General features: G+C 70.6%; 22 protein-coding genes. 9 read left to right on the top strand and 13 right to left on the bottom strand.

Annotation, left to right across the window (positions count from 1 at the left end):
* The first annotated feature begins 6 nt into the window (after window positions 1-6).
* Genes VH914_03850 through VH914_03840 form a run of 3 tightly spaced genes read left to right on the top strand, consistent with a single transcriptional unit; the run spans window position 7 to window position 2987 of the window.
* Window positions 7-786: an ABC transporter permease gene (locus VH914_03850; GenBank protein ID HEX4490319.1), complete on the top strand. Its 780-nt coding sequence runs from the start codon at window positions 7-9 to the stop codon at window positions 784-786.
* The gene (locus VH914_03845) at window positions 783-2018 is read left to right on the top strand and encodes an ABC transporter ATP-binding protein (protein HEX4490318.1); all 1236 of its coding nucleotides are present in this window, start codon (window positions 783-785) and stop codon (window positions 2016-2018) included. Before VH914_03850 ends, VH914_03845 begins: the two co-directional genes overlap by 4 nt.
* A gap of 36 nt (window positions 2019-2054) precedes the next feature.
* Entirely contained in the window at window positions 2055-2987 is a 933-nt protein-coding gene (locus VH914_03840) for a methyltransferase domain-containing protein (GenBank protein HEX4490317.1), read from the top strand.
* A 34-nt stretch (window positions 2988-3021) separates the two neighbouring features.
* Here the strand turns inward: VH914_03840 and VH914_03835 are convergent, their stop codons facing one another.
* The 6 genes from VH914_03835 to VH914_03810 all read right to left on the bottom strand — a co-directional run bounded on the left by VH914_03835 (window position 3022) and on the right by VH914_03810 (window position 10384).
* Window positions 3022-3864, bottom strand: coding sequence for a hypothetical protein (locus VH914_03835; protein HEX4490316.1), 843 nt, complete (start codon window positions 3862-3864; stop codon window positions 3022-3024).
* Entirely contained in the window at window positions 3861-4706 is an 846-nt protein-coding gene (locus VH914_03830) for a class I SAM-dependent methyltransferase (protein ID HEX4490315.1), read from the bottom strand. The genes VH914_03835 and VH914_03830 overlap by 4 nt, the downstream gene beginning before the upstream one ends.
* Window positions 4707-4735: 29 nt before the next feature.
* Window positions 4736-5689 (bottom strand): glycosyltransferase family 8 protein, encoded by a 954-nt coding sequence (locus VH914_03825; protein ID HEX4490314.1) that lies wholly within the window; start codon window positions 5687-5689, stop codon window positions 4736-4738.
* Window positions 5690-5704: 15 nt separating this feature from the next.
* Window positions 5705-7633: an FkbM family methyltransferase gene (locus tag VH914_03820; GenBank protein ID HEX4490313.1), complete on the bottom strand. Its 1929-nt coding sequence runs from the start codon at window positions 7631-7633 to the stop codon at window positions 5705-5707.
* Window positions 7630-8388 (bottom strand): methyltransferase domain-containing protein, encoded by a 759-nt coding sequence (locus tag VH914_03815; GenBank protein ID HEX4490312.1) that lies wholly within the window; start codon window positions 8386-8388, stop codon window positions 7630-7632. The genes VH914_03820 and VH914_03815 overlap by 4 nt, the downstream gene beginning before the upstream one ends.
* Window positions 8389-8590: 202 nt before the next feature.
* The gene (locus tag VH914_03810) at window positions 8591-10384 is read right to left on the bottom strand and encodes a glycosyltransferase family 4 protein (GenBank protein ID HEX4490311.1); all 1794 of its coding nucleotides are present in this window, start codon (window positions 10382-10384) and stop codon (window positions 8591-8593) included.
* Between the two features lie 192 nt (window positions 10385-10576).
* Between VH914_03810 and VH914_03805 the strand changes: the two genes are divergently transcribed.
* Genes VH914_03805 through VH914_03785 form a run of 5 tightly spaced genes read left to right on the top strand, consistent with a single transcriptional unit; the run spans window position 10577 to window position 16178 of the window.
* Complete coding sequence (locus tag VH914_03805; GenBank protein HEX4490310.1) at window positions 10577-12061, top strand: O-antigen ligase family protein; 1485 nt, start codon at window positions 10577-10579, stop codon at window positions 12059-12061.
* Window positions 12058-13134, top strand: coding sequence for a glycosyltransferase family 1 protein (locus VH914_03800; GenBank protein ID HEX4490309.1), 1077 nt, complete (start codon window positions 12058-12060; stop codon window positions 13132-13134). The genes VH914_03805 and VH914_03800 overlap by 4 nt, the downstream gene beginning before the upstream one ends.
* Window positions 13131-14015 (top strand): glycosyltransferase family 2 protein, encoded by an 885-nt coding sequence (locus tag VH914_03795; GenBank protein HEX4490308.1) that lies wholly within the window; start codon window positions 13131-13133, stop codon window positions 14013-14015. Before VH914_03800 ends, VH914_03795 begins: the two co-directional genes overlap by 4 nt.
* A 7-nt stretch (window positions 14016-14022) precedes the next feature.
* Complete coding sequence (locus VH914_03790; protein HEX4490307.1) at window positions 14023-15108, top strand: glycosyltransferase family 1 protein; 1086 nt, start codon at window positions 14023-14025, stop codon at window positions 15106-15108.
* The gene (locus tag VH914_03785; protein ID HEX4490306.1) at window positions 15105-16178 is read left to right on the top strand and encodes a glycosyltransferase family 1 protein; all 1074 of its coding nucleotides are present in this window, start codon (window positions 15105-15107) and stop codon (window positions 16176-16178) included. The genes VH914_03790 and VH914_03785 overlap by 4 nt, the downstream gene beginning before the upstream one ends.
* A 7-nt stretch (window positions 16179-16185) precedes the next feature.
* On the opposite strand, the gene VH914_03780 is transcribed toward VH914_03785, so the two are convergent.
* The gene (locus VH914_03780) at window positions 16186-17289 is read right to left on the bottom strand and encodes a glycosyltransferase family 1 protein (GenBank protein ID HEX4490305.1); all 1104 of its coding nucleotides are present in this window, start codon (window positions 17287-17289) and stop codon (window positions 16186-16188) included.
* Between the two features lie 176 nt (window positions 17290-17465).
* On the opposite strand from VH914_03780, the gene VH914_03775 reads away from it, so the two are divergent.
* Window positions 17466-18185, top strand: coding sequence for a sugar transferase (locus VH914_03775; GenBank protein ID HEX4490304.1), 720 nt, complete (start codon window positions 17466-17468; stop codon window positions 18183-18185).
* Here the strand turns inward: VH914_03775 and VH914_03770 are convergent.
* The 6 genes from VH914_03770 to VH914_03745 form a co-directional block, all read right to left on the bottom strand.
* The gene (locus VH914_03770) at window positions 18072-19241 is read right to left on the bottom strand and encodes a 3-deoxy-7-phosphoheptulonate synthase (protein ID HEX4490303.1); all 1170 of its coding nucleotides are present in this window, start codon (window positions 19239-19241) and stop codon (window positions 18072-18074) included. The genes VH914_03775 and VH914_03770 overlap by 114 nt on opposite strands.
* A 277-nt stretch (window positions 19242-19518) precedes the next feature.
* Complete coding sequence (locus tag VH914_03765) at window positions 19519-19962, bottom strand: hypothetical protein (protein HEX4490302.1); 444 nt, start codon at window positions 19960-19962, stop codon at window positions 19519-19521.
* 49 nt (window positions 19963-20011) lie between these two features.
* Complete coding sequence (locus tag VH914_03760; protein ID HEX4490301.1) at window positions 20012-20272, bottom strand: hypothetical protein; 261 nt, start codon at window positions 20270-20272, stop codon at window positions 20012-20014.
* Between the two features lie 362 nt (window positions 20273-20634).
* Window positions 20635-21105 carry a VOC family protein gene (locus tag VH914_03755; protein HEX4490300.1) on the bottom strand — a complete coding sequence of 157 codons (471 nt, stop codon included), beginning with the start codon at window positions 21103-21105 and terminating at the stop codon, window positions 20635-20637.
* A 25-nt stretch (window positions 21106-21130) separates the two neighbouring features.
* Complete coding sequence (gene ligD / locus VH914_03750) at window positions 21131-22144, bottom strand: non-homologous end-joining DNA ligase (GenBank protein HEX4490299.1); 1014 nt, start codon at window positions 22142-22144, stop codon at window positions 21131-21133.
* 55 nt (window positions 22145-22199) lie between these two features.
* Window positions 22200-23393, bottom strand: a complete 1194-nt coding sequence (locus VH914_03745; GenBank protein ID HEX4490298.1) for a CARDB domain-containing protein — start codon at window positions 23391-23393, stop codon at window positions 22200-22202.
* Window positions 23394-23415: the final 22 nt, after the last annotated feature.

Genomic DNA, 23415 nt, shown 5'->3' with positions numbered 1-23415 from the left:
GAGCGGGTGGGTGAATGGTTGCAGAACGTGTGGGGTGCCCGCGCGCTGCTCGTCGCGCTCGCGCACAAGGATTTCCGCGTCCGCTACAAGCGCGCCTCGCTCGGGATCCTCTGGTCGGTCGCGCTACCCGTGCTGCAGTCCGCGGTGATGGTGTTCATCTTCTCCCGCGTCGGCCACTTCGGGAACTCGCAGTTCAACTACGCGGGCTTCGTCCTCGCGGGCATGGTGCCGTGGCTGTATCTGTCGACGTCGTTGCTGAACGCGACCACCTCGATCGTCGACTCGAGCGACCTCACCGACAAGGTGTTCTTCCCGCGTGCGATCCTGCCGCTCGTCACGCCGGCTGCGAACCTCGTGACCCTCGGCATCTCCACCGTGCTGCTCCTCGTCGCGTTGCCCGTCGTCGGCTCGTCGATCCGACTGCGCTTCCTGCTGGTGATCCCGGCGATCGGGTTGCTCTGCGCGTTCACGGCCGCGATGTCGCTCGCGCTCGGCGCGCTGTACGTGTACTTCCGCGACGTGAAGTTCATGGTGTCGGCTGCGCTCATGGTCTGGATCTACGTCACGCCGATCGTGTATCCGCCGAGCGCGCTGCACCACGCGGGCTCGCTGCTCGACTTCAACCCGCTCACCGGCATCGTCGGCCTCTTCCAGCGGGCGGCGGTCGGCGCGTCGGTGCCATCGGCGCGCGCGCTGCTCGTCTCCGTGTTCGGCACCGTCGTGCTGGGCGCGGTCGCGGTGGCCGCGCACCGCCGCCACGACCGACTCTTCGTGGACCTGCTGTGAACGCCCCCGCCGCGATCGAGCTCGCCAACGTCGGCAAGCGCTATTGGAAGATCAAGGAGCGCAGCCTGCTGCGCGCGCTCGTGCCGTTCGGTCCGCCGAACCGCAGCGAGCTGTGGGCGTTGCACGAGGCCGACCTGCGCGTCGACGCGGGCGAGACCATCGGCATCATCGGTCCGAACGGCGCGGGCAAGTCGACGATGCTGAAGCTGCTCGCGGGCGTCACCCGCCCGACCGTCGGCACGGTCACCACGCGCGGCCGTGTCGCTCCGCTGCTGAGTGTCGGTGTCGGCTTCCATCAGGAGATGACCGGCCGCGAGAACATCTACGTGAACGGGATGCTCCTCGGATTCGGCCGGCACCGCATCGACCAGCTGTTCGACGAGATCGTCGCGTTCTCGCAGCTCGAGGACTTCATCGACACGCCGGTGAAGTTCTATTCGTCGGGCATGTACATGCGACTCGGCTTCTCGGTCGCGATCCACGTCGAGCCCGACATCCTGCTCGTCGACGAGGTGCTCGCGGTCGGCGACATCGGCTTCCGCCTTCGCAGCTTCGACAAGATGCGCGAGCTCCAGCGCTCGGGAACCGCGCTCGTGTTCGTGAGTCACTGGCTCCAGGCCGTGCAGCTGCTGTGCCCGCGCGCGGTGTGCATGTACGGCGGTCGCATCGTGTTCGACGGTCCCACCGAGGGCGCGATCGCGCGTCTGCACGAGCTGTTGTCGCACGACGAGCGCGCGCCGGGCGAGGAGGAGGCGGTCGAGATCCTCGACCGCGAGCTCGTCGACCCTGAGGGCCGTCCGGTGCGCACGACGACGCAGGACCGCACACTGACGTTCCGGATGCGCGTGCGCTTCGCGCACGCCGTGGCCAGTCCGCAGGTGCTCTTCCGAGTCCTCGCCGAGGACAGCACGCTGACTTACCAGATGCAGACGGCGGTCGGCGAGCAGTGGCGCACGTTCGCCGCGGGCGAAGAGGCGAGCGTGACCGTGCCGTTCCGGCCGCGGCTCGGCGGCGGCGGCACCTTCCGAATCGCCATGATCGTCACCTCGGCCGACGGCGCGATACCGCTCGTGCACGACGAGCAGGGCTTGACCTTCTTCGTCGAGCCGTTGCGCGGTGTCGTTGGCGTGAGCGACATGGAAGCGCGGATCGAGATCGACGACGAGGACCGTACCGACCAGCGTTCGTTGCGCTTCGAGGACCGGCGGTCCGCAGCGCTCGAAGGCGCGTGAGCGCACTCAGGACCGCACGAAGGAAAGGACGGATCGATGAGCAAGCGTGGAGCGCACGCCGGCGGCTTCGGCGTCACGGTCGAGGTCCCCGACTGGCTCGGGAAGATGGTGCGCGCGGTGCGGCCGAAGCCGGCGGCGACGCCCGACAAGCTGTCGTTCGCGCCGCCGCCCAGCGTCGACATCGACCGGCGCGAGAAGGAGATGGCGTTCATGCGCGCCTTCATCGCCGAGGAGGAGTCGCGCCCGCGGCAGGAGCCGGCCGACGAGATCGCCGCGCAGGGCTGGTACCACACGATCGAGCTGCCCGGCGGCGTGGTGACCCCCGGTCGTTTCGATCACCGGCCGCTGCTCCCCCACTACGGCCTGCCCGTCGACCTCACAGGTAAGCGCGCGCTCGACGTCGGCAGCGGCGACGGCTTCTGGGCCTTCGCGCTCGAGCGCACGGGCGCCGAGGTGACCAGCGTCGACATCGAGACATTCTCGGAGGTCGACATGCCGCGCGCGATCCACGCGCTGTTCGTCGACCGCGACATGGACCTGTCGTTCCGGCAGGGCATGGAGATCGCGCACCGGCGACTCGGATCGAAGGTGAAGCTCGTGAACTCCGCGATCTACGACCTCGACCCCGCGTCGATCGGCACGTTCGACTTCGTGCACGCGGGCGACATCCTCCTGCACCTGCGTGATCCCGCGCTCGCGCTGCAGCGCCTGCGCGGGGTGTGCTCAGGTGAGGCGTTGCTCGCCGACCTCTTCGACCCGTCGATCGACGCGCTCGGTGCGGGGCCGGGCCTCACGCGCTACCGCGGCGGCTTCCACGACGCGACCTGGTGGGCGCCTGCGCTCTCCACGCTCGTGCAGATGGTCGCCGACGCGGGCTTCCGTGACGTCGAGCTCGTGACGACCTACAGCCTCTCCGACATCGACAGCGCGGTCGGTCCCTGGCGCGCGGTGATCAGGGCACGCGTCTGACGCGACGCGCGAGGCGAGTCGGCGACGTCGTCGATCAGAGCGTTCCGCAAGCCCGGGGCGCTTCGGAGCCATCCAGCCAACGAGTGCCGAGCCAGTCACACAGCGCTTCGGCGATCACCGATTGGCCCGCGGCGCGCAGGTCGTAGCCCGTCGCGCCGAACACGTCACGCTCGTGCAGCTGCCCCGAGTCGAGCCGGCCCAGGATCGCCGTCCGGTAGTCGAGCACGAACAGGCCATGATCCTGCGCGAACCGCATGTAACGCTCGGTCGCCTGCTCGACGAGCTGCCGGTCCGTCCACCCCGACCGCAGTACCGGATGCGAGGACAACATCGCGCACGGAACGCCGGGCCGATGCTCGGCCAGCCACGAGAGCACGCGATGGACGTCCTCTTCGCGAACGATGCTCTCGGGCTCGGGCCAGTAGGAGCGACCCCAACGGTTGAGTGCCGGCCCGGTCACATGGCGGTGCAGCGAGCCGCCGAGCGAGCCCGCGCGCCAGTTCGCCCACAGCGCCAGGGAAGCCGTGCGCGGGCCGGTCGAAGCCAGCAGCCGCCGCATTCCGTGCCGTCCTCCGAACTGCAGGATGATCGCGTCCGACTCGACCGGCACCAGCCGCTCCAGGCCGGCCTCGGTCACTTCCGCGGCCGTCCCGGCGAAGTAGTTGGAGAACCCCATCGCGATGCCCTGCCGGCGCAGCAAGTCGGCGAGCGCCGCGGGATACCCCGGCGGACCCATGGTGTGCGCGAAGTCGATGATCTGCCAGCTGCAGTCACCGATCCGCGCGAGATGTCGGCGCGGCAACCCCGGCTCCTGAACGCCATGCCAGTCCAACGTCGGGTTGGGGACCTTCAGCCAGTCGCGGCGACCGAGTTTCATCGACCTGTGCGCTCGAGCCAGAAGGACTTGCCGAAACTGCCGAGTCGTGGCGCGCACGCGTCGAGCTCGTGCGGTTGGTCGTCGGCGCGCGTGAGGTAGAAGGCGGGCAGCACGACGCACGCGCCCGCGGCGCCACCGAGCAGGTACGCGGCGAGCAGGTACTGCTCGGCGTAGAAGCGCCGGGTCCAATCGGCCGGGTAGTCCCACGGCAGGAAGACGTCGTCGATGCCGACGAGCACACCCGGGGGCAGCGCGGGCAGCAGGTCGAGCAGCATCACGACCGTGTCGGCACCCGTGTACGCCTCGTGCGACCCGTCGAACAGCACGATGTCGCCGGGCGAGAGCGCCGTGAACAGCTCGGGGTCGACGTCCTGCACCGGGCTGCGCACGACACGGTCGCAGAGCGCGTCGACCTCGGCGCGCGGCGCGGGATCGATCGACGTGATGCGGGTCGGTAGACCGTGACGTTCGATCGTGCGCCGAGCGAACATCGTCGAGTAGCCCGACCCGACCTCGACGTAGTTCGCGGGGGCGCGGTCGATCAACGACGCGCACTGGAAGCCCGCGTCGAGCGCGCCCCAGAAGTCGTTGTCCCAGTGCAGCGTCGTCGGACCGCCGTGCGCAGGGATCGACGCGAGGAAGTCGAGGTGCGCGCCGACCGACTTGCGCGCGGCCTCGAACAGGTCGAGATCACGCGCGAGCAGCGCTTCGAGCGCGGCGTTCGCGGGTTGACCCCAACCCCAGCGCGGCTGCGGATCGATCGGGTACGAAGTGAGGAACGCGCGCCGGCCCGAGAGTCGCTCGGCCGCGGCCAGCGCGCCTTCGAACCCCGCCTTGCGCACTCGCGGCGGCAGCGACGGCCGTTGCCGAATCATTGGCCGGCCCCGGAACCGACCGTGGTGAGCACGCGTCGGCGTGCGATGGCGACCCCGCGCAGCACGCCGAGCGTGACCCTCGGCGGCAGTGGCCGCAGGAGCCGGTTACCCAGAGTCCGTCCCGTCATCGGCGCGTCCGGCCACGGCGTCGCGGCGCGGTGTTCCAGGTACGCGCGCCGGAACGGGTGCTTGCTGAGGTAGTGCCACGGCTTCGCGAGCACCGGACCCTCGAAGTGCACGATCGCCGGATGCGCGCGCGCCTCGCGGACCACCGTTGCGCCGAACACGTCCGTCGCCTCGGGCAGGAGGAACAGGCTGTTCATGCAGTTCCAGCGCGGGTGCAGTGAGCGGCACCGCGTACCGAGGATGGCGTTGAGCGCGTCCTGGTCGGGCCAGCGCAGCCGTTCGCCGCGCGCGTAGCGCGTGATCCGGGCCGTGCAGTCGCCCGCGCGCATCTCGTCGAGGTTGAAGAGCAGCACCCCGCTGTTGAAGTAGGGCTGGTCGGGGGGGAGCCCGAGCTCGCGCGCGTGGTGTGCGTGCGCGGCCTCGAGCACGTTCGTGACCGCGGCGACGTACGTATCCGCGAGGGGCTCCCGCCACAGCGGCCGGAGGTCGTCGACGATCAACGTGTCGGCGTCGAGGTAGAGCACGCGGTCGACGTCGGGGAGCAGCTCGGGAAGGAACACCCGGTTCCACATGATCGGCGGGATCCCGTTGATCGCGGGGAGACCGGCGAGGTGCGCGTCGTCGATCGCGTGGAGCTCGACGGTTCCGCCGTTGCGCTCGATGTGAGCGGCGAGCCGTGCGCGATCGTCGGCGTCGAACGTCGGTGCGTGCAGGAAGTGCACGACGACGCCGTCGGATGCGTGCCGCGTGAGCAGCGAGTGCAGCATGGTTGCGCAGTGGCCGACGTACGCCTCGTCGGCCGCGCACGCGACGTGCATCGTCATGGCGTCGTCTCCGCGTCAGACCGCGCGGTGGAACAGCAGGAAGTGGTCGGTGACCTTCATGAGGTCGCGCACCGCGGGATCCGAGATCACCGGCTCGGATTCGACGAGCTCGTAGCCCGCAGCCTCGATGAGTGGGCGCGCGTCGTGACGCGACCCGTCGCGCTCGAAGCTCAGGACCTCGTCGCGGTCGTTCGGGACGATGAACAGATCCGGGATGCGCAGCGCCGCGACGCGATCCATCCACCAGCCGATCGAGTCGTACGTGCACTCCGAGAAGCTGTGGATGTTCACCGCGAGATCGAACGCGCCGGGTTCGAGCGCGCCGTCGAGCTCGTGAAGCGGGACGACGCGCGCCGGCGGCGCGCAGCCTCGGAACTGCGTGTAGTACTCGCACAGGAACGTCGACTCGGGAATCGCGTCGACACAGCAGTAGTCGTCGAGGCCGGGCGCCGCGCCCGACATGCGGTGCGCCATGCGCCCGTAGCCCGCACCGATGTCGAGCACACGCAGGTGCGAGCGGTCGAGCACGTGCAGGTGCCGGTCGAGGAAGGCGAGCTCGTTCACCGAGTCGAGCAGGTCGCGACTCACGCGCGTCCGGCCGGGGAAGTCGAACGTCCAGCAGCCGAACTGCCCGTCCTCGCCGAGCTGCTCGACGAGCCCGCGCGGATCACGCGCGCGCACGTACTCCGAGTAGGCGAAGTACTTGAGCTGCATCACGCGCGGCCACTCGCGGTAGTGCCACACGTAGGCGTTCTCGCCGCGGAAGTGCGCGAGGTCGAGCTGCGCGTCGATGCGTTCCTGGTTCCACACCGACGGCACGATCACGGGCAGACCGGTCGCCGCGTACGCGCCGCGCAACTCGGCGAGCCGCGGGTGATCGACGGCGAGCGCCTCCGATGCTCCGGTCGGCAACGCGCGCGTGTCGTCGAAGTTCTGGCTGAGCATCTTCCACTCGATCGGCGTGAGCTGCGGGAGCGCGGCCTCGAGCCACAGCTCCACCGCGAAGCGCTGGTCGCCCTCCGCGAGCCGCTTGAGTCGCCGCCACGCCTTCCGCGCGGTGCGCTGCAACGCGGGGCGTTCGACGAGCGCGCGCCGCAGCGAGTTCGACGCGCCGACGCGCTCCTCGCGACGCACCGCGTCCCAGAGGTCGACGAACTTGCGGTCGTCCGGACCGAGGTGCGTGCGCAGCAGGCACCACGTGTCCATGCCGTACTCCCAGGTCTCGTAGCCGTGCGCGTGGAGGAACTCGCGGCAGCGACCCTGGTCGTCGGCCGACAGGTGGTAGTGCTCGTAGATCACGAGTCGCGGGCGGTGGGCGGCGTAGTCGATCGCCTTCACGACGTCGAAGTCCGAGCCTTCGGCGTCGATGTGCACGAGGTCGATCCGACCGACACCGTGACGCGCGCACAGCGATTCGAACGTGAGCGTCGGCAGGTCCGTGCGGACGATGCGGTCGGCGATGTCGGGAATGTGCTCGACGTGCTTCAACACGTGCTCACGCCGGAACGAGCCGATGCCGTCGTACCACTGCGGCAGACCCACGGCCTCGTGATCGGGAACCGGGGCAAGGTGGTAGAAGGGCAGCTCACCGTCGGAGTCGCCGATCGCGACGGGCTCGAGCGTGATGCGATCGGAGAACCGGCCGTAGTTCTGCTGCAGTCGCGCGAACACGTACGGGACGGGCTCGATCATGATGCCGTGCCACGGCTGGCGCAGGATCGCCGCGCGCAGCGGATCGCACTGCTCGCCGTCGTTCGACCCGACCTGCACGAAGAACGCGTTCGGATACGTGCGCTCGAACTCGAGGAGGATGCGCTCGCCCGCGGGCGACGGCGGACGGCCGCGCGACTGGTACGCGCGGTACAGCTCGCCGGGTACCGCCGCGGCTTTGGCCGCGATGTCGCCGAGCTCGCGCCGGCGGGGCGGATCCATCGTGGTGGTCATCGTCGAGACCTCTCCTGGTCGGGCTTGACGGCGACGAGCGCGAACACGAGCGCGTTCTCCGCGCGGCTCGCGGAGCTCTGCCGGTCGAAGGCGGCGACGAGCCCCTGCATCAGCCAGAAGTAGGTGCGGAGCAACCGCCGGGGCACGCGCTGGTGGGTGGCGTCCTGGAAGAGCTGGATGCCGGTCGCGGCGAGGCCCATGATCCCCTCGAACCGCTCGATCCGGAGCCCCGCGTCGGCGACGACGTGCTGCAGTCCGTCGGCGGTCCAGCGCCAGTAGTCGACCGGGTCGCGGTGCAGCGCCATGATCCCGTGCGTCGAGAGCAGCAGCCGGCCGCCGGGTCGCAGCACGCGCGCGCATTCCGCGAGGTAGCGGTCGGGACGCTCGACGTGCTCGAGCACCTGGCACGAGAACATCGCGTCGGCGCTCGCGTCGGGCAACGGCAGCCGACCGTCGGGCGTGAGCTCGATGGCGGCATCGGGGTTTCCGCGCAGATCGGCGCCGAGGTAGACGACGTCGCCGAACAGGTCGCGGTACTTCATGTCGGCGCAGCCGTAGTCGACGACGGTCGAGCACGGCGAGAGGTCGAGGGCGCCGGTCAGCTCGCCGAGCACGGTGCGCAGCTCGCGGATGATGTGCGCGAGCGGGTGCCCGCGCGTCGGGCGGTGGAGACGTTCGCGGTCGACGACCAGGAAGCGCGGACCGTCGCCGGCCGCGCCGCCCTCGCGACTCGCATCCAAGAGCTTCGCTTCCACGGCCTCCAGCCCCGGTCCCCCGCCCCGACGACCGTCAGATCCGGTCCTCCCGGGGCACGGCGCCCGTTCTTCCCGCATCACGCTCGCCTCACACCTCCCGGTGTGACGCGGGCGCGGCGGGGATGAGCCGACGCCCTCTCGGCTCGTCAACGACGCGTACTTCTCCACGGATGGCGCGGCCGACCTTCCTGCACCGGATCGACTACACGGGCCGGATCGGCATCAAGGGCTGACGGGGCTTCGTCTCGAGCACGGTCGCAGGGCCGAACCGGCGCAGCGGTCCGAGGCGCACGACCCGTGCCGCGAGCGCGCGCTTGCGGCCGCCGGTCCACGCGACGGGATGCCGGCCGACGACGTCGAAGTGCGCGTCGAGAGCATCGACCGCATGGCGTGTGCGCGCGCGGTCAGGTCCGAGGCGGACTCGTTCGAGCACGCGCCGGGACGCGAGCCGCGCGTCGAAGCGATTGGTCGTGCTGAACACGACGGACCCACCGGCGCGCACGACGCGCGCGAGCTCCTTGCTCCCCTGGGTGTCGTGTGCGGCGGCGGCGGCGAACGCGTGGTCGCGGAACGGCAACGCGTGCGCGTCGGCCCGCACGATCGCGCCCGCGGCTCGAACCGTGCGGTCGTCGGTCGTGAGGTCGAGCACCGGACCGTGTGACCGGTTCAGCAGTGCGGCGACGACGCGGTCGCGATCGTCGACCGGTCCGCGGGGCGGGATCCGGATCACGCCGGCCGCGGCGAGGTCTCGGCCGCGGTCGCGTCCCGAGTCGCCGGAGATCGCCGCGCGGTGCCAGTCGTCGAGCGTGTCGGCCAGGTGGTCGACGGTGAGCTCCCGAGCCGTCTCGAAGCCGCCCTTCACCACGAGCCGCCGCAGATCCGGGTCGCGCAGCAGGCGCGTGATCGCGCCGGCGAGTGCGTGCTCGTCGCGCGGTTTGAAGCGCACGCAGTTCTCGCCGTCGCGCAGGAACTCGCCCGATCCGCCGACGCCCGACGCGACGACCGGCGTTCCGCACGCCATCGCTTCCAGCGGCACGAGACCGAAGGGCTCCGGCCACTCGCTCGGGAACACCACCGCGTCGGCCGCGCGGTAGCGGGCCGCGAGCTCGTTCCGCTCGAGCGATCCGAACTCGACCCGTGTCGCGACGCCGAGCGACTGCGCGAGCGCTCGCAGTCGTGCCCGCTCGTGGTCCGCGCCGCGGCCGAAGCATTCGAGCGTCACCTCGGGCGGGAGCAGGGTCAGCGCTCGCAACAGCGTGTCGACCCCTTTCAAGGCGTCGAGCCGGCCGACGTAGAGCAGGCGTCCGACGACCCGCTCCGGGTTTTCGTCGGACGACGACTCGGTCGGGAAATCGGCCGGCTCGATCCCGCTGTAGACCACGGTCGAGCGCGGATACGACCACGGTTTGGCGTCGATCACCGCGGCGCGGGTCGTGTCGCTGACGAAGCAGAAGCTGCCGCGATCGGTGAATCGGCCGCGAGTCGTCGGCATGCCGCTGACGCGCTGCACTGCCCGTCCCGCGAGCGCGCGCAGCGGACCTCCACCCTCGAAGCGCGCGATCCAGGGGTCGGTCGACGCGGTGTAGACGGGCCAGTTGTCGCAGACGACGTAGACGATCGGGAGCCCGGACTCCGTCAGGAGCTGCAGCAAGCTCGCCGGGATCGCGACCATGTGCCACACCGACACCACGTCGGGCCGGAACTCGGCGAGCTGCTCGGCGAGGACGCGGTGATCCGCCCGTTCGATCGCGACGAGCTCCCGCAGGCCCGGCTTCGTTCGCGTCGCCTCGTGGTAGTGCGGCCGGAGCTCGCGGCGGACGAGCGCCTCGTGCGCGGCGTCGGCGGGACGCGCACGAGGTACCCGCTCGTCACTGCAGACGACACGAACCTCGTGACCGCGCTGGACCCAGCGCGTCATCACATCGAAACACGAGAGCTCGTAGCCGCCGAAGTGGTGCGGCGGGTACCAACTCGTGAGCGTGAGGATGCGGGCCATCGAACCGCCTCGGCCGGTCCGTGCCCGGCGAATTCGCGCCGGCCGAACCCCCGCGGCCCGGCCCGGCGGTCGCTCTACCCGAAACCCCTCGCACTACGCATGAGTCGGGGCCGCGCGGGTAAGACGCAGCCGTGCTGGGGCTGGGACGCGGGTCCCTACGTTGATGTGACCGTCTCCACGCGGTCGCGGGCGGTGCGACGGGCGGCGGTCGAGGGATGGCCGTGGCTCGTCCCTGTCGCGCTCGCAGCCTTCGTCTACGGGACCCACGGCGCGTACGTGTCCCGAGCGCTCGCCGCGCTCGCGGCGGCGGTCGTGGTCCTGCTCGCGGCCCGCCGACCGGATCGCAGCTTGCTCGTGCTCGTCGCGCTGCTTCCGTTCCAGGGCCTCCTGCTCGCGCAGCTCTACCGATGGGGTGTGCCCGGCGCGGTCGTCCGCCCGCTGGGCAGCTGGAAGGAGGCGCTCGGTCTCGGCGTCGTGCTCGCCGGCATCGGCGGCTACCGCGCCGGCCGGCAGCGGCTCGACGCGCTCGACGGGCTCGGCTTCGCGTACGTCGCGATCGTCGGCGCCTACGCGCTCGCGCCCCACTTCTTCGCGCCGGGCGCACCGATGGACACGAGCGCCCGGTCGCTCGCGTTCCGTGCGTCCGCGGGCTTCGTGATCCTCCTCCTCGCGGCGCGGCACGCACCGCTCGGAGACGACTTCGGCGACCGGCTCGCCCGCGTCGTGATGGTCGTCGGCTGCGTCGTGGCCGCCGTGTGCGTGTACGAGTACTTCTTCTCGGCGTCGTGGAACCGGTGGGTCGTCGAGAAGGTGCAGTACACGCGCTACGAGGTCTCGATCCTCCACAACTCGCCGTACAGCCTCAGCGACGTCCGTCGCTACAGCGTGATCGGCGGGCATCACGTACTGCGGACGGGCTCGGTCTTCTTCGATCCGACGACGTGCGGCTTCTTCCTCGTACTGCCGTTCGCACTCGCGGTCGAACGACGGCTGCGTTCGGCGGCGCGTGGCGCGATCCCCGCGATCGTGCTCATTGCTGCCGGACTCGTGCTCACCGAGACGCGTGCTGCGCTGCTCGGTGCACTGATCGTCACGCTCCTCGCGCTGCGACCCGCGGCCGGGCGCACACTCGACCGGCGTCTCCAGTTCACGTTCGTCTTGCTCGCGGGCTTCGCCGTCCTGCTGCCCGCGGCCACCGCGATCGGGCTCGGCCAGCGGGTCGCCGCCACGTCGACGCAGCGCGACCCGTCATCCGTCGACCACGTGCGCTCGTTCTGGACCGGGCTCGACGCGGTCAAGGCGAACCCGATCGGGCACGGGCTCGGGACTTCGGCCGGTGTCGGGCAACGGTTCGACCAGGGCCAGGCGACGATCGGTGAGAACTCGTACCTCCAGGTCGGCATCGAGACCGGCGTCGCCGCGATGGCGGTCTTCATCGGCATCACCGTGTCGGCCATCGGCCGGCTCCGCCGGCTCTCCCGGAGCCGGTCCCACCTCGCGACGTCCGCGGCCTTCAGCGCGGGCGTCGGCCTCGCGATCGGCGGCCTCTTCCTGCAGACGTGGGTCGACTTCTCGGTCGCGTGGACGTTCTGGGCCCTCGCGGGCGCAGCCATCGGCATCGCGGAGCGGTCGCGCACGCGCGCCGACCCGCTCGTGCCGATCGAGAGCTTCGCGTGAGCGGCGTGCGGGTCGGCTTCGACGTGAGCGCGCTCCTCTCGGGCGACACCGGTGTCGCCCGCTACGTACGCGAGCTCGGTGCTGCGATCGAACGCGCCGACGTCGACGTCGTGCGCTTCGCGATCGGCCGCGGTCGCAATCGCAGCGCGCTTCCACAGGCGACGCGCCGCATCCCGGTACCGCTGCGCCTCGTCCAGCGCACGTGGACGCTCGCGGGATCCCCGCGTGCCGAACAGCTCGCGCCCGGCTGCGACATCGTCCACACGCCCGATCTCGTGCCGCCGCCGACGCGCCGACCGCTCGTGCTCACGGTGCACGACCTCGTCGCGCTGGAGCATCCCGACCTTCACCCGCCGCGCTCCTCCGTCGTGCAGCGCCACCAGCTCGCAGCCGCGGCGGAGCGCGCGACCGTCGTGATCGCGGTCTCGCAGGCGACCGCGGACGCGTTGACCGCGCGCGGCGTCGATCCCGATCGCATCGTCGTCGCGCCCAATGGAGTCACCGCGCTCCCCCGCCCGCGTCCCGAGCTGGCGCCGCCGGGCCGGTTCCTGCTCGCGGTGGGATCGCTGACTCCGCGTAAGGGTCTCGACACCTTGCTCGCGGCGTTCGCGCGCGCGGATCTGCCGGGCGACGTGCGGCTGGTGCTCGCGGGGCCGCCCGGCTTCCGAGCCGACTCCGTCACCGACGCGATCGTGCAGCACGATCTCGGCGACCGCGTCGATGTCCTCGGCCGCGTGAGCGACGAGCGCCTCGCCGCGCTCTACGCCGCGTGCACCGCGGTGTGCGCGCCGAGCATCGCGGAAGGATTCGGGCTCCCGATCCTCGAGGCCGGGGCCGCGGGCGCGCCCGTGATCGCGAGCGACATCGCCGTGTTCCGAGAGGTCGCCGGAGAGGCTGCCTGGTTCGCCCGGTCGCGCGACGTGCGCGCCTGGGCCGGTGCGCTCGAGCGCGTCGTCGGCGACAAGGAGCTGCGCGACGATCTGCGCGAGCGCGGCATCGACGTCGCGCGGCAATACACCTGGGATCGCTCGGCCGCGCTGACGCGCGCCGCCTACGAGCGCGCGGTCGCATGAGCGCGCTCCCGGATTCTTCGACCGCGCCGGCGATCTCGGTCGTCGTCGTCAACTGGAACGGCGGCGACGAGGTGATCGCGTGCCTCGAGTCGCTCGCGAGCTGCCCACCGTCGGTTCCCTTCGACGTGATCCTCGTCGACAACGCGTCGAGCGACGGGAGCGTCAAGCGCATCCGCCGCGATCTGCCGTGGGTCCGCGTGATCGCGAACCGCAAGAACCTCGGTCTCGCGGCCGGCAACAACCAGGGCATCCGCGCCTCCGAGTCCGAGTACGTGCTCATCAGCAATCCCGACGTCCACTACAAGCCGGGCGCGATCGACGCGCTGCACGAGCTCCTACTGCGTCGTGACCGCGCCGCGTTCGCGATCGCGCGACTGCGGGATCCGGACGGGACGCTGCAGACGTCGGCGGGCGATCTGCCGACACTGTCCGAGGCCTTGATGGGTCGCGCGCTGACCCGCAACAACGGCGCGCGGCGCGGCTTCTGGTGGCACGGATGGGACCACGACGCAGAGCAGCGCATCGGTCACGGCGGCGAGGCGTGCTACCTCGTGCGGCGTGACACGATCACGGAGATCGGCGTGCAGGACGAGCGCTTCTGGCTCGACTGGGAGGGCATCGACTGGAGCCGGCGCGTCGCGGAGGCGGGCTGGGAGATCTGGTACTGCCCCGAGGCGGAAGTCGTGCACGTCGGCGGCGTGAGCCTGCGCCAGGTGAAGTACCGCTGGATCTTCTTCTCGCACCGCGGCATGTACCGCTACTTCGCGCCACGCACGGCGCGCGTCCTCCGGCCGTTCCTCGCGCTCGCCATCGTGGCGCGGGCGGCGACGAAGATGGCCGTCGCCACGGTCGACGCGCGCATCTACGACCGGGCCCACTGACACCGCGATGCGCGTCTCCTTCGATGCCCGCAACGTCGGTCTCCCCGGCATCGGTCGCTTCATCCTCGGGTTGTGGTCGGGCCTCACCGCGCTCGACGCCGACGTCGTCGGCATCTGGCCCGGACGCGACGGTCAGAATTGGCTCGGCGCGCACCACGCCGGTCCCGCCGGCCACCACGTGCGCGTCGGCGCGCGGCCCTTCCTCCCGGTCGAGCAGGCCGCGGTGCCGTGGGTGCTGCGCCGAATCCACGCCGACGTGCACCACGCGACGCACTTCAACCTTCCGTACGTCACGTCGGTCCCGATCGTGCTGACGGTGCACGACCTGATCGCGTACCTCGACCCGTCGAAGGCGCGCTCTCGAGCGGCGGGTGCGTACTACCGCACCGCGTACCCGCGCGCGGTGCGGCGCGCCGACGCGATCGTCGCGGTGTCGCCGTTCACCGCGCGCCAGTTGACCGAGGCGCTCGGCGTTCCCGAGTCGCGGATTCGCGTCATCGAGGCGGGAATCGACCACGAGCACTGGTGGCCGCGCGACGCGGAGGAGATCGCAACGGTCCGGCGGCGCTTCGCACTCCCCGAGGACTACCTCCTGTACGTCGGGACCGCGAAGCCGCACAAGAACCTCGCGACGTTGTTCGCCGCGCACCGGCCGGCGCATCCCCCGCTCGTGATCGCCGGCGCCACGCCCGCCGAAGTCGACGCGCTCGGCATCCCGGCGGCGCCCGTCGACCGGCGCATCGTGCTCGGACGCATGCCCGAGGACGCGCTGCCCGCCCTGTACTCCGGTGCGCGCGCACTCGTGCTGCCTTCGTTGCACGAAGGCTTCGGCCTCACCCCGCTCGAAGCGATGGCGTGCGGCATCCCGGTCGTCGTGAGCGACGGTGGCGCGTTGCCCGACACCGTCGGCGACGCCGCGATCGTGCTGCCCGCACGCGACGTGGGCGCGTGGACCGACGCACTCACGACCGTGTGCGCCGACGACGACGTGCGCGCCCGTCTCGTCGCGGCCGGATCTGCGCACACGAGCGCGCGCCGGTGGACCGACGCGGCCGAGCAGTATCTCGACGTCTACCGATCGGTTGCCGCGTGAACCGCCTCCGCGTCGCGATCGACGCCCGCCGCCTGCAGGACGTCCCCCTCGGCGGCGTCGGCCGCTCGATGGACGGTGTGCTCGAACGGGTTGCGAGCGAAGCCGACGTCACGCTGCTCACCGACGCGCGCCGCGACCCGGCGCCGAGCGGTCTGCGTCAGGTCGCGCTCGCGGTCGTGCCGCGTGCACCGGAGAGCGTGTGGCTCCAGTGGAGCGTGCCCCGCTGGCTGCGTCGCTTCCACGGTGTCTTCCACGGCACGTTCAACGCGCTGCCGCTGCACTCACCCGCGCCGGCGGTCGTCACGATCCACGACCTGAGTTGGGAAGTGCATCCCGAGGGCTTCACACCGTCGAAGCGCAGGATCTTCCAGGCCTCGGCGCGCCACGCGGCGCGGGCCGCACGCGTCGTCGTCACCCCGTCGCAGTTCACGCGCCGCGAGCTCATCGACTGCTACGGCGTCGACCCTCGGCGGGTCGTCGTCACGCCGTGGGGCGTCGAGGCGCGCTTCGATCCCGCGCGCGCGTCCGACGCGCCCGCCCTCTGCGAACGGCTGGGTGTGCACGAGCCGTACATCGTCGCCATGGGTGGCGCGCCGAGACGTGGGTTGGCGGTCGCGATCGCGGCGTGGCGGCAGCTTCGCGCCGAGGGCCGCCCGATCTCGTTGGTCGCGGTCGGACCGGAGCCGCTCCCCGACGATCCCGGGCTCGCCCGTGCCGGCTATCTCGACGACCACGAATGGCCCGCGCTGCTCGCGGGCGCGCACGCGTTCTGCTACCCGACGCGGTACGAAGGCTTCGGCGTGCCCGCGCTCGAGGGGCTCGCGAGCGGCACGCCGGTCGTGTGCGCGCCGTGCGGCGCGCTTCCCGAGGTGCTCGACGGTGCGGCCGAGTGGTGCACGAGCGCGACAGAGCCGGCGATTGCGGCCGGCCTACGACGCGTGCTCGACGATCCGGCGCGCGCTCGGTTGCTGCGCGACGCGGGACTGCGCCGCGCCGCGGAGCAGCCGTCGTGGGACGTAGCCGCCGAGTCGTTGCTGCGCGCGTACCACGCCGCAGCGACGGATCAGTAGCGCGCGTCTACGCGCCCTGACGCGCGACCACCGATCGAAAGACGTCTGCGTGGGCGGCCGCGCACCGGTCCCAGGTGAAGTCGCGTGCGCGTGCGATGCCTCGCTGCGACCACGCGTTCCACACGTCGTCCTCGCTCAGGAGCAACGTGAGCGCGTCGGCGAACCCGTCGACGTCGCCGTCGCGCACGAGCACGCCGCCCGCACCGACCGTCTCGCCGATCGCGCTGTTGTCGAACGCGACCACGGGCGTGCCACAGGCCATCGCCTCGAGCGCGGGGAGGCAGAACCCTTCGTAGCGGCTCGTGACGATCAGGGCATCGGCCGACCGGTAGGTCGCGACGACGTCGTCGACGAAGCCGAGCAGGTCGACCAGATCCGGACGGTCCGCCTCGGCGAGCAGCGCCTGCACCGCGGCCTCGTGCCAGGGCGCGAGATGGCCGACCATCGCCAGCCGGTGCGGCAAGCCGCGACGCCCCAGTGCCGCCGCGACCGCGAACGCCTCCGCGAAGCCCTTGTGGGGTCCGTACTCGCCGACGAACAGGATGCGCGGCTCGTCCCCGCCTCGTCGCCGTGACCACGGCGGACAGAAGCGCGCGTCGACACCTAGGGGGATGACGTGCAGCCGGTCCCGTGCGATGCGGAGGAAGCGGATCGCGTCGGCGGCCGTGGATGCGGAGTTCGTGCACACCGCCGCCGCGGACTGCAGCCGCGCGCCCACACGAAGCCATCGCTGCGCGTCCGCGGCGAAAGCCGGCGAGTCGACCGCGAGCGGGATCACGTCGTGCAGCATCTGGACGAAAGGACGCGGGCTCGTGCGCGGCGGGTCGTCGGCCGGGCTGAATACGACGTCGACGGGTTCGGCGCGCGCCGCGGCGCGCAGGTCGAACGGAAGACGAAGGTCGTGCTCACGCTGGGCCCACCGTCCCGGTGCGCGGCGCGCGACGCGACGCGGGCGCACGCCGGCCGGAAGCGGTGTTCCGCTCGGCGCGAGGCCGACGAGATCGAGGTCGGGCTCGGCCGCGAGTCGCGGGAGCACGTTGCGGAGATAGGTGCCGATGCCGCGGTTCGCGGACGCGCCGTGCAGATGCGACGCGTCGACGAGGACCCTCACAGATCGAGCGCGAGGCCCGGCGCTCCGAGTCTGGTCAACCACCACGCGACCCGCTCCGACCCACTCGTTCAACAGCCCACCAAAACAAAATTCATCATTCCCGTGATTACCGATCGGAAACCCGGGGGAAAGAACGCACACGGAGGCATCAACGGGCTAAGGAAGGCGGGCGGGGCTTGGCTTTCAAGCGCACGATCGACATCGTCCTCGGAGCCGCGCTCGCAGTGCTGGCGCTCCCAATGATCGTGCTGCTCGCCATCGGGTGTGCGATCTCGTTGCGCGCCTGGCCGTTCTACGTCTCGCCTCGGATCGGCAAGCGCGGCCGCCGGTTCGGATTGCCGAAGCTGCGGACGCTGCGGCCGAGCGTGTCCGGCACCGCGACGAAGTACGAGCTCGACCAGTCGCAGATCCCGCGCTACTGCCAGATCCTCCGCCGCACGCACCTCGACGAGCTGCCGCAGTTGCTACTCGTCCCGATCGGTGCGATGAGCCTCGTCGGCCCGCGCCCCGAGATGCCGTGCCTGTTGTCGCGGTATCCCGACGAGGTCGTCGCGGTGCGCACGAGCATGCGCCCCGGATGCACGGGGCTGTGGCAGGTGAGCGACGCGTCGCGCATGCTCATCCACGAGTCGCCCGAGTTCGACCTCGCGTACATCGAGCACTGCAACCTCGGGCTCGATCTCTGGATCCTCTATCGCACTGCGTTGATCGGCCTTACCGGACGCGCGGACGCGACGCTCGCCGACGTGCCGGCGTGGGCGTGGCGAACGGCGGCTGCGCCCTCAGTGGGCCGCGGGTTCGACCCCGCGACCGAGCCCGTCCTCGACCTCCCCTTCCTCGAGCGGCTCGAGACCCTCGAGCGCATGCCCACGCTCTCGGTCGACGTCGACGCCTGACGCCCGCCGTTTCGCGACCGCGCTCGCGAAGCATTCCAACAGCGCCTCGGTCGTGTCCCAGTCGACACACGCGTCGGTGACGCTCTGTCCGTACACGAGCGTGCCCGCACCGAGCTCCTGACGGTCGGACACGAGGAAGCTCTCGAGCATCAGGCCCGCGACGCCGCGCTCGCCGCGCCGGTGCCGGTCGGCGAGGTCCTCGGCGACGAGCGCTTGACGCGCGTGCGATTTGCCACTGTTCTCGTGGCTCGCGTCGACGACGACGCGCTCCGGGAGCTCGGCGGCTCGCAGTCGATCGAGCACCGCCGCGACCGCGGCGCGATCGCAATTCGGTCCCGAGGATCCGCCGCGCAGCACGACGTGGCCGTCGGGATTGCCCGTGGTCTCGAAGATCGCGGCGCGGCCGTCGTCGCCGATACCGGGAAACACGGCTCGACCGCGTGCCGCGGCGACCGCGTCGACCGCGACCTGCACGTCACCGGTCGTCGCGTTCTTGAACCCGACCGGCATCGACAGCCCACTCGCGAGCTGGCGGTGAATCTGACTCTGCACCGTACGCGCGCCGATCGCGCCCCAACTCACTGCGTCGGCGAGGTACTGCGGCGTGATCGGATCGAGGAACTCGGTGCCGACGGGAAGTCCGAGCGCGAGCACGTCGAGCACGAAGGCGCGCGCCGCGCGCAGACCGTCGTTCATGCGGAAGCTCGAGTCGAGACCCGGATCGTTGATGAGGCCCTTCCATCCGACCGTCGTGCGCGGCTTCTCGAAATAGACGCGCATCACGACAACGAGCTCGCGCTCGAGCCGGCGCGCGACCTGCGCGAGTCGCTGCGCGTACTCGACGCCCGCGATCGGATCGTGGATCGAGCACGGCCCCACGACCACGAGCAACCGATCGTCGGTCCCGTTCAGGATCGCGGTCGTGTCGTGCCGCCCTCTGACGACGACTTCACGCGCGTCGTCGACCAGCGGCAGCTGCGCGCGCAGCTCGCCCGGCGCGACGAGCGCGCGGACGTGCTCGATGCGGCGGTTGTGGACGGGTTCGTTCAGGGCCACGGTCGTTCCTTCCCGCAGGCCGAGTGATCCCGATCGACCGGCCTGCCACAGGGGGGCAAAGCAAGAGGCAGAGGCGATACGCCTCTGCCTCGGCAGCCGGTCCGGTTGGGTCGTGCGCTCAGCGGGTGGTCGCGCTCCGAAGCCCCTCCGGGACCGGCTCGGCAAACCACCAATAGCGACGCACGGACGAGAAGCTAGCAGGCCGCGGCCGGCGGCCGGCCGCCGGTAGTGGCTCAGTTCTACCCGGCCGCCGGTGGCGGCTCAGTTCACGAGGGCGTCACCCAAACTGCCGACGAAGATGCTCGTATCTGCGTTCGAACATCCAGCTGACTGCCCACTGGAGAATCGCGTCGGGCATCCCGAATCGCGATTCCATCTCGATGTCGTCGTGCACGACGCAGCCATCAGGATGGTCGAGCAGCGTGCGTTCGTGCCTCCAAACCCGATACCACCAAGTCGATGACGACTCGCGGAAGCCGCCGCCGTCGGGCAACGCGACCAGATCGATTCGATGACGGTCGATCGGGATGAAGCCGAGGAGCAGCTGCCATCCGACTGGCGTGCCGACGCGCCACGGTTCGGTGTCGAAGTGCGCACCGTGTGTCGAGTCGGTCATCCGGACGAACGGCGAGAGCTCACGGTTCACGCCGCCCACGGATGACATCGCGGCCCAGACGTCGGCGCGATTCGCGTGGAGCGGCACCTCGACGGTGAGTCGCATTCGCCGAGGCTAGGCATCTCGTCGAGCCGCTCCGCGATCCGGGCGTGGCTCACTTCGGGATTGGCGACTCATGGTGCGAAGAGCGCGCCCGGCGCTTCGCGGCGCGCGCCCGTCGCACGCGCAATGCGACGAGCGCCAACGCCGACAGCACGAGGACGATGCCCGCGTCGAGGAGGCCGAACAGAACGCCCGCGGCCGTGGCCAGCGCCGCGATGCCGAGCAGCTTCCACCAACCCCAGCCCGGGTCGTCTTTGCGCCGCGCACTCGGCTGCAAGAAGTTGTAACCGGTAGAGCCGAACGGGTTGAACATGACCGCACCCCCACAGACGATTCAGCGAGCGCAACGCCAACCGCTTCGCGAAATGCCCCGATCAGTCGAGCAGCTTCGCGATCAGGAACGTCGTCACCTTGAGTGCCGCCGAAATCGTTCACGCAATACGAGGAAACCGAGCGCGAAGCGGCGCGCTGGTCGACCGTCATCAAGGCCCGCGGCGTACGTGCGACCACCGGTGAGTCGAAGGTCGCCCTTGCCCGGATCGAGGAGCCAGGCCTCGAGGTCCTGCGCAACCGACGCGGGCTTTGCTTCGCGCCTCCTACGTTGCCCCTTGTGAGATCCCACGGGCAAAGCGTAGAGCCGGCGTGCGCCTCATCGGCACCGATCAGCGCTGAGGATCAGCCGTCGGCCGCGGCCTTGATGGCGGCGAGATCGATCTTGCCCATGCTCAGCATCGCCTTCATCGCCCGCTGCGCCCGGTCCTGATCGGGGTCGCTGAGCAGCTGCTCCATCTCCGTCGGCACGATCTGCCACGACACGCCGTACCGGTCCTTCAACCAGCCGCACGGTCCGGGCTCGCCGCCGGCGCCGAGCTTCTCCCAGTAGTAGTCGACCTCCGCCTGATCGACGCAGTTGACCAACAACGAGATGGCTTCGGTGAACTTGAAGTCGGGGCCGCCGTTCAACGCCGTGAAGCGGTGGCCGTCGAGATGGAAGTCGACCGTGAGCACCGTGCCGGCCTCGCGAGGCCCGGCCTCGCCGTAGTACGAGACGTTGACGATCTCCGAGTTCGGGAAGATCGAGACGTAGAAGTCGGCCGCGTCCTTGCCCTCGGTGTCGAACCAGAGGTTCGGTGTGATCGTCGGCAATGTTCCTCCCTGTCGCGCTCGCGGCTCAGGTCGTCTTCTTCGCGCGGCTCGGCGCGACGCGAGGCGGCTCGCCGGGCATCTTCGGATAGACGGGGGGCCAGGGCGCGTCCGTGAGTCCCGACGCGAGATCGCGTGCCGACATCTCCAACAGCGGTTCGAGCGACTGCGCCTCGGTCTGCGTCGTCTCCCACGGGTCGCCGCGCTCGGCGACGCGCGGCGGCACCGTGTCGATCGTGAGCACCTCGGGATCGATCGCGTCGAGCTCGTCCCACACGAACGGTGTCGACACCTGCGCGCCCACACGCGCGCGAACCGACCACGCGCCGAAGACCGTCTTGTGCGGTGCGTTCTGGTTGAAGTCGACGAAGACGCGTTGCCCGCGCTCTTCCTTCCACCACGCGTCGGTGATCGTCTCGGGACATCGGCGCGCGAGCTCACGCGCGACGGCGACCGCCGCGGCGCGAACCTCGATCGGCGACCAACGCGGTTCAAGACGCACGTACACGTGGATGCCGCGATTGCCGGTGGTCTTCGGCCACGACTCGATACCGAGCTCGTCGAAGAGCGCGTGCACCTGCACCGCCGCGGCGCGCAGATCGGCGAAGGTGATGCCCGGCTGCGGGTCGAGATCGATGCGCAGCTCGTCGGCGTGCTCGGGATCGTCGGCGCGGTTCGGCCAGACGTGGAAGCCGAGGCAACCGAGGTTCACGGCCCACGCGACGTGCGCGAGGTCGGCGGCGACGAGCGCGCGCGACGTCGTGCCGTTCGGCGTGCTCACGATCGTCGTCTCGAGCCATTCGGGCGCGTCGTCGGGCACGCGCTTCTGGAAGAACGAGCTACCGCCCGCGCCGTGCGGGAACCGCTGCATCAGCACCGGCCGGCCGCCCATCGCGCGCATCAGCGGCACTTCGACCGACTCGTAGTAGCGGACGAGGTCGAGCTTCGTCTGCCCGCCCTCCGGAAACATGACCTTCGCGGGGCTCGTCACGCGCACCGTGCGCCCCGCGAGCTCGAGCTCGACCTGCTCGGTCTTGGCCATGTGGAGCAACGCTAACGCGCGAGTGGATTGTGCCTGAGCCCGCGCGCGTCAGCGGTCAGCTCCTGACGATCTGCACCTTGCCGACCGACGCGCGGCAGTTGTTGGTCTCGTCGGCTTCCCCGAGCACGTTCGTCGCATCGGCGCAGACGATGATGTGGAAGAAGCCGAGCTTCGCCTTGGACGGCACGACGAGCTCTTCGCCGTCGAACACGCTCTGGCCCCGGCGCAACGGCGAGATCTCCGGCATCACCGCGAACTGCACGTCGCTCGCGTCGACGACCGTGTCCTTCGACAGGTAGTACGCGTTCACGGTCGTGAACGGCGCGTCGCCGCCCTTGTTCCGGACCTGGACGCTGTAACTGATCTGCGCGCCGCGCGTCGCCTGCGCGGGTGGCGTGCTGACCGACGGGACGTAGTAGTCGGGCACCGTGACCGTCGTCTTGCCGGCCGAGTGCATGCAGTTGTTCGCTTCGTTCGCTTCGGTGGTGTCGTGCGTGTCGTCGGCACACGCGAGCAGGAAGTACTGGCCCGGCGTGATGGTGCTCGGCACGTGCGCGTTGAGGCCGCCGGTGCTCGCCTTGTGCGCGGCGAGCCCGAACATTCCGCGCCCACCGATGATGTAGTCGCCTGCGTCGAGCTTCGCGTTCTTCGAGAAGTAGTAGTCGGTGTACGCGTCCGCCGAGCCGTCGCCCCGGCCGATGTTCTTCGTCGTATCGAAGATGGTGAAGGCCTTCCCACGCTGGCCGGCGGCCGGCGGCTCGGTCAGCGTGGTGACCTTGTAGTCGGGCAGCACGATCGAGACCTGCGTCGTCGAGCTCGCGCAGTTGTTCGTCTCGTCGACCTCGGCGACGTTGTTCGAGCCGTCGGCGCACGTGATCACGAAGTAGTCGCCGAGCGGCATGTTCGCCGGCACGTGCGCGTTCAGGCCGCCCGAGCTGGTCTCGCCCGCAGTGAGCGCGAGGATGCCGCGCCCGCCGAGCACCGTGTCGGTCGCGTCGAGCTCGTTGTCGGGCGAGAGGTAGTAGAGGTTCTGGCTCGTGGCGGTCGCGTCGGCGTTGCCCTGGTTCTTGGTGGTGTCGAGCAGCGTGAAGCTGCCGCCGGGTGCCGCGGTCACCGGCGGGTTGTTCACCGACGTGATCACGTAGTCGGGCCCATCCGGGACACCGCCCCGGGCCGCGCCGGCGGCGAGCGGGCTCGCGACCGCCGCCGTCGTCACCACTGCCAGCGCGACACCCGTTCGCGCGAGCACTCGCCGCATCCGCGTCGATCCG

The sequence above is a fragment of the Acidimicrobiia bacterium genome (assembly GCA_036271555.1).
GTDB lineage: Bacteria > Actinomycetota > Acidimicrobiia > IMCC26256 > PALSA-610 > DATBAK01.
The sequence above is the reverse complement of the archived record's forward strand: the minus strand, read 5'-3'. Positions and strand labels throughout refer to the sequence as shown.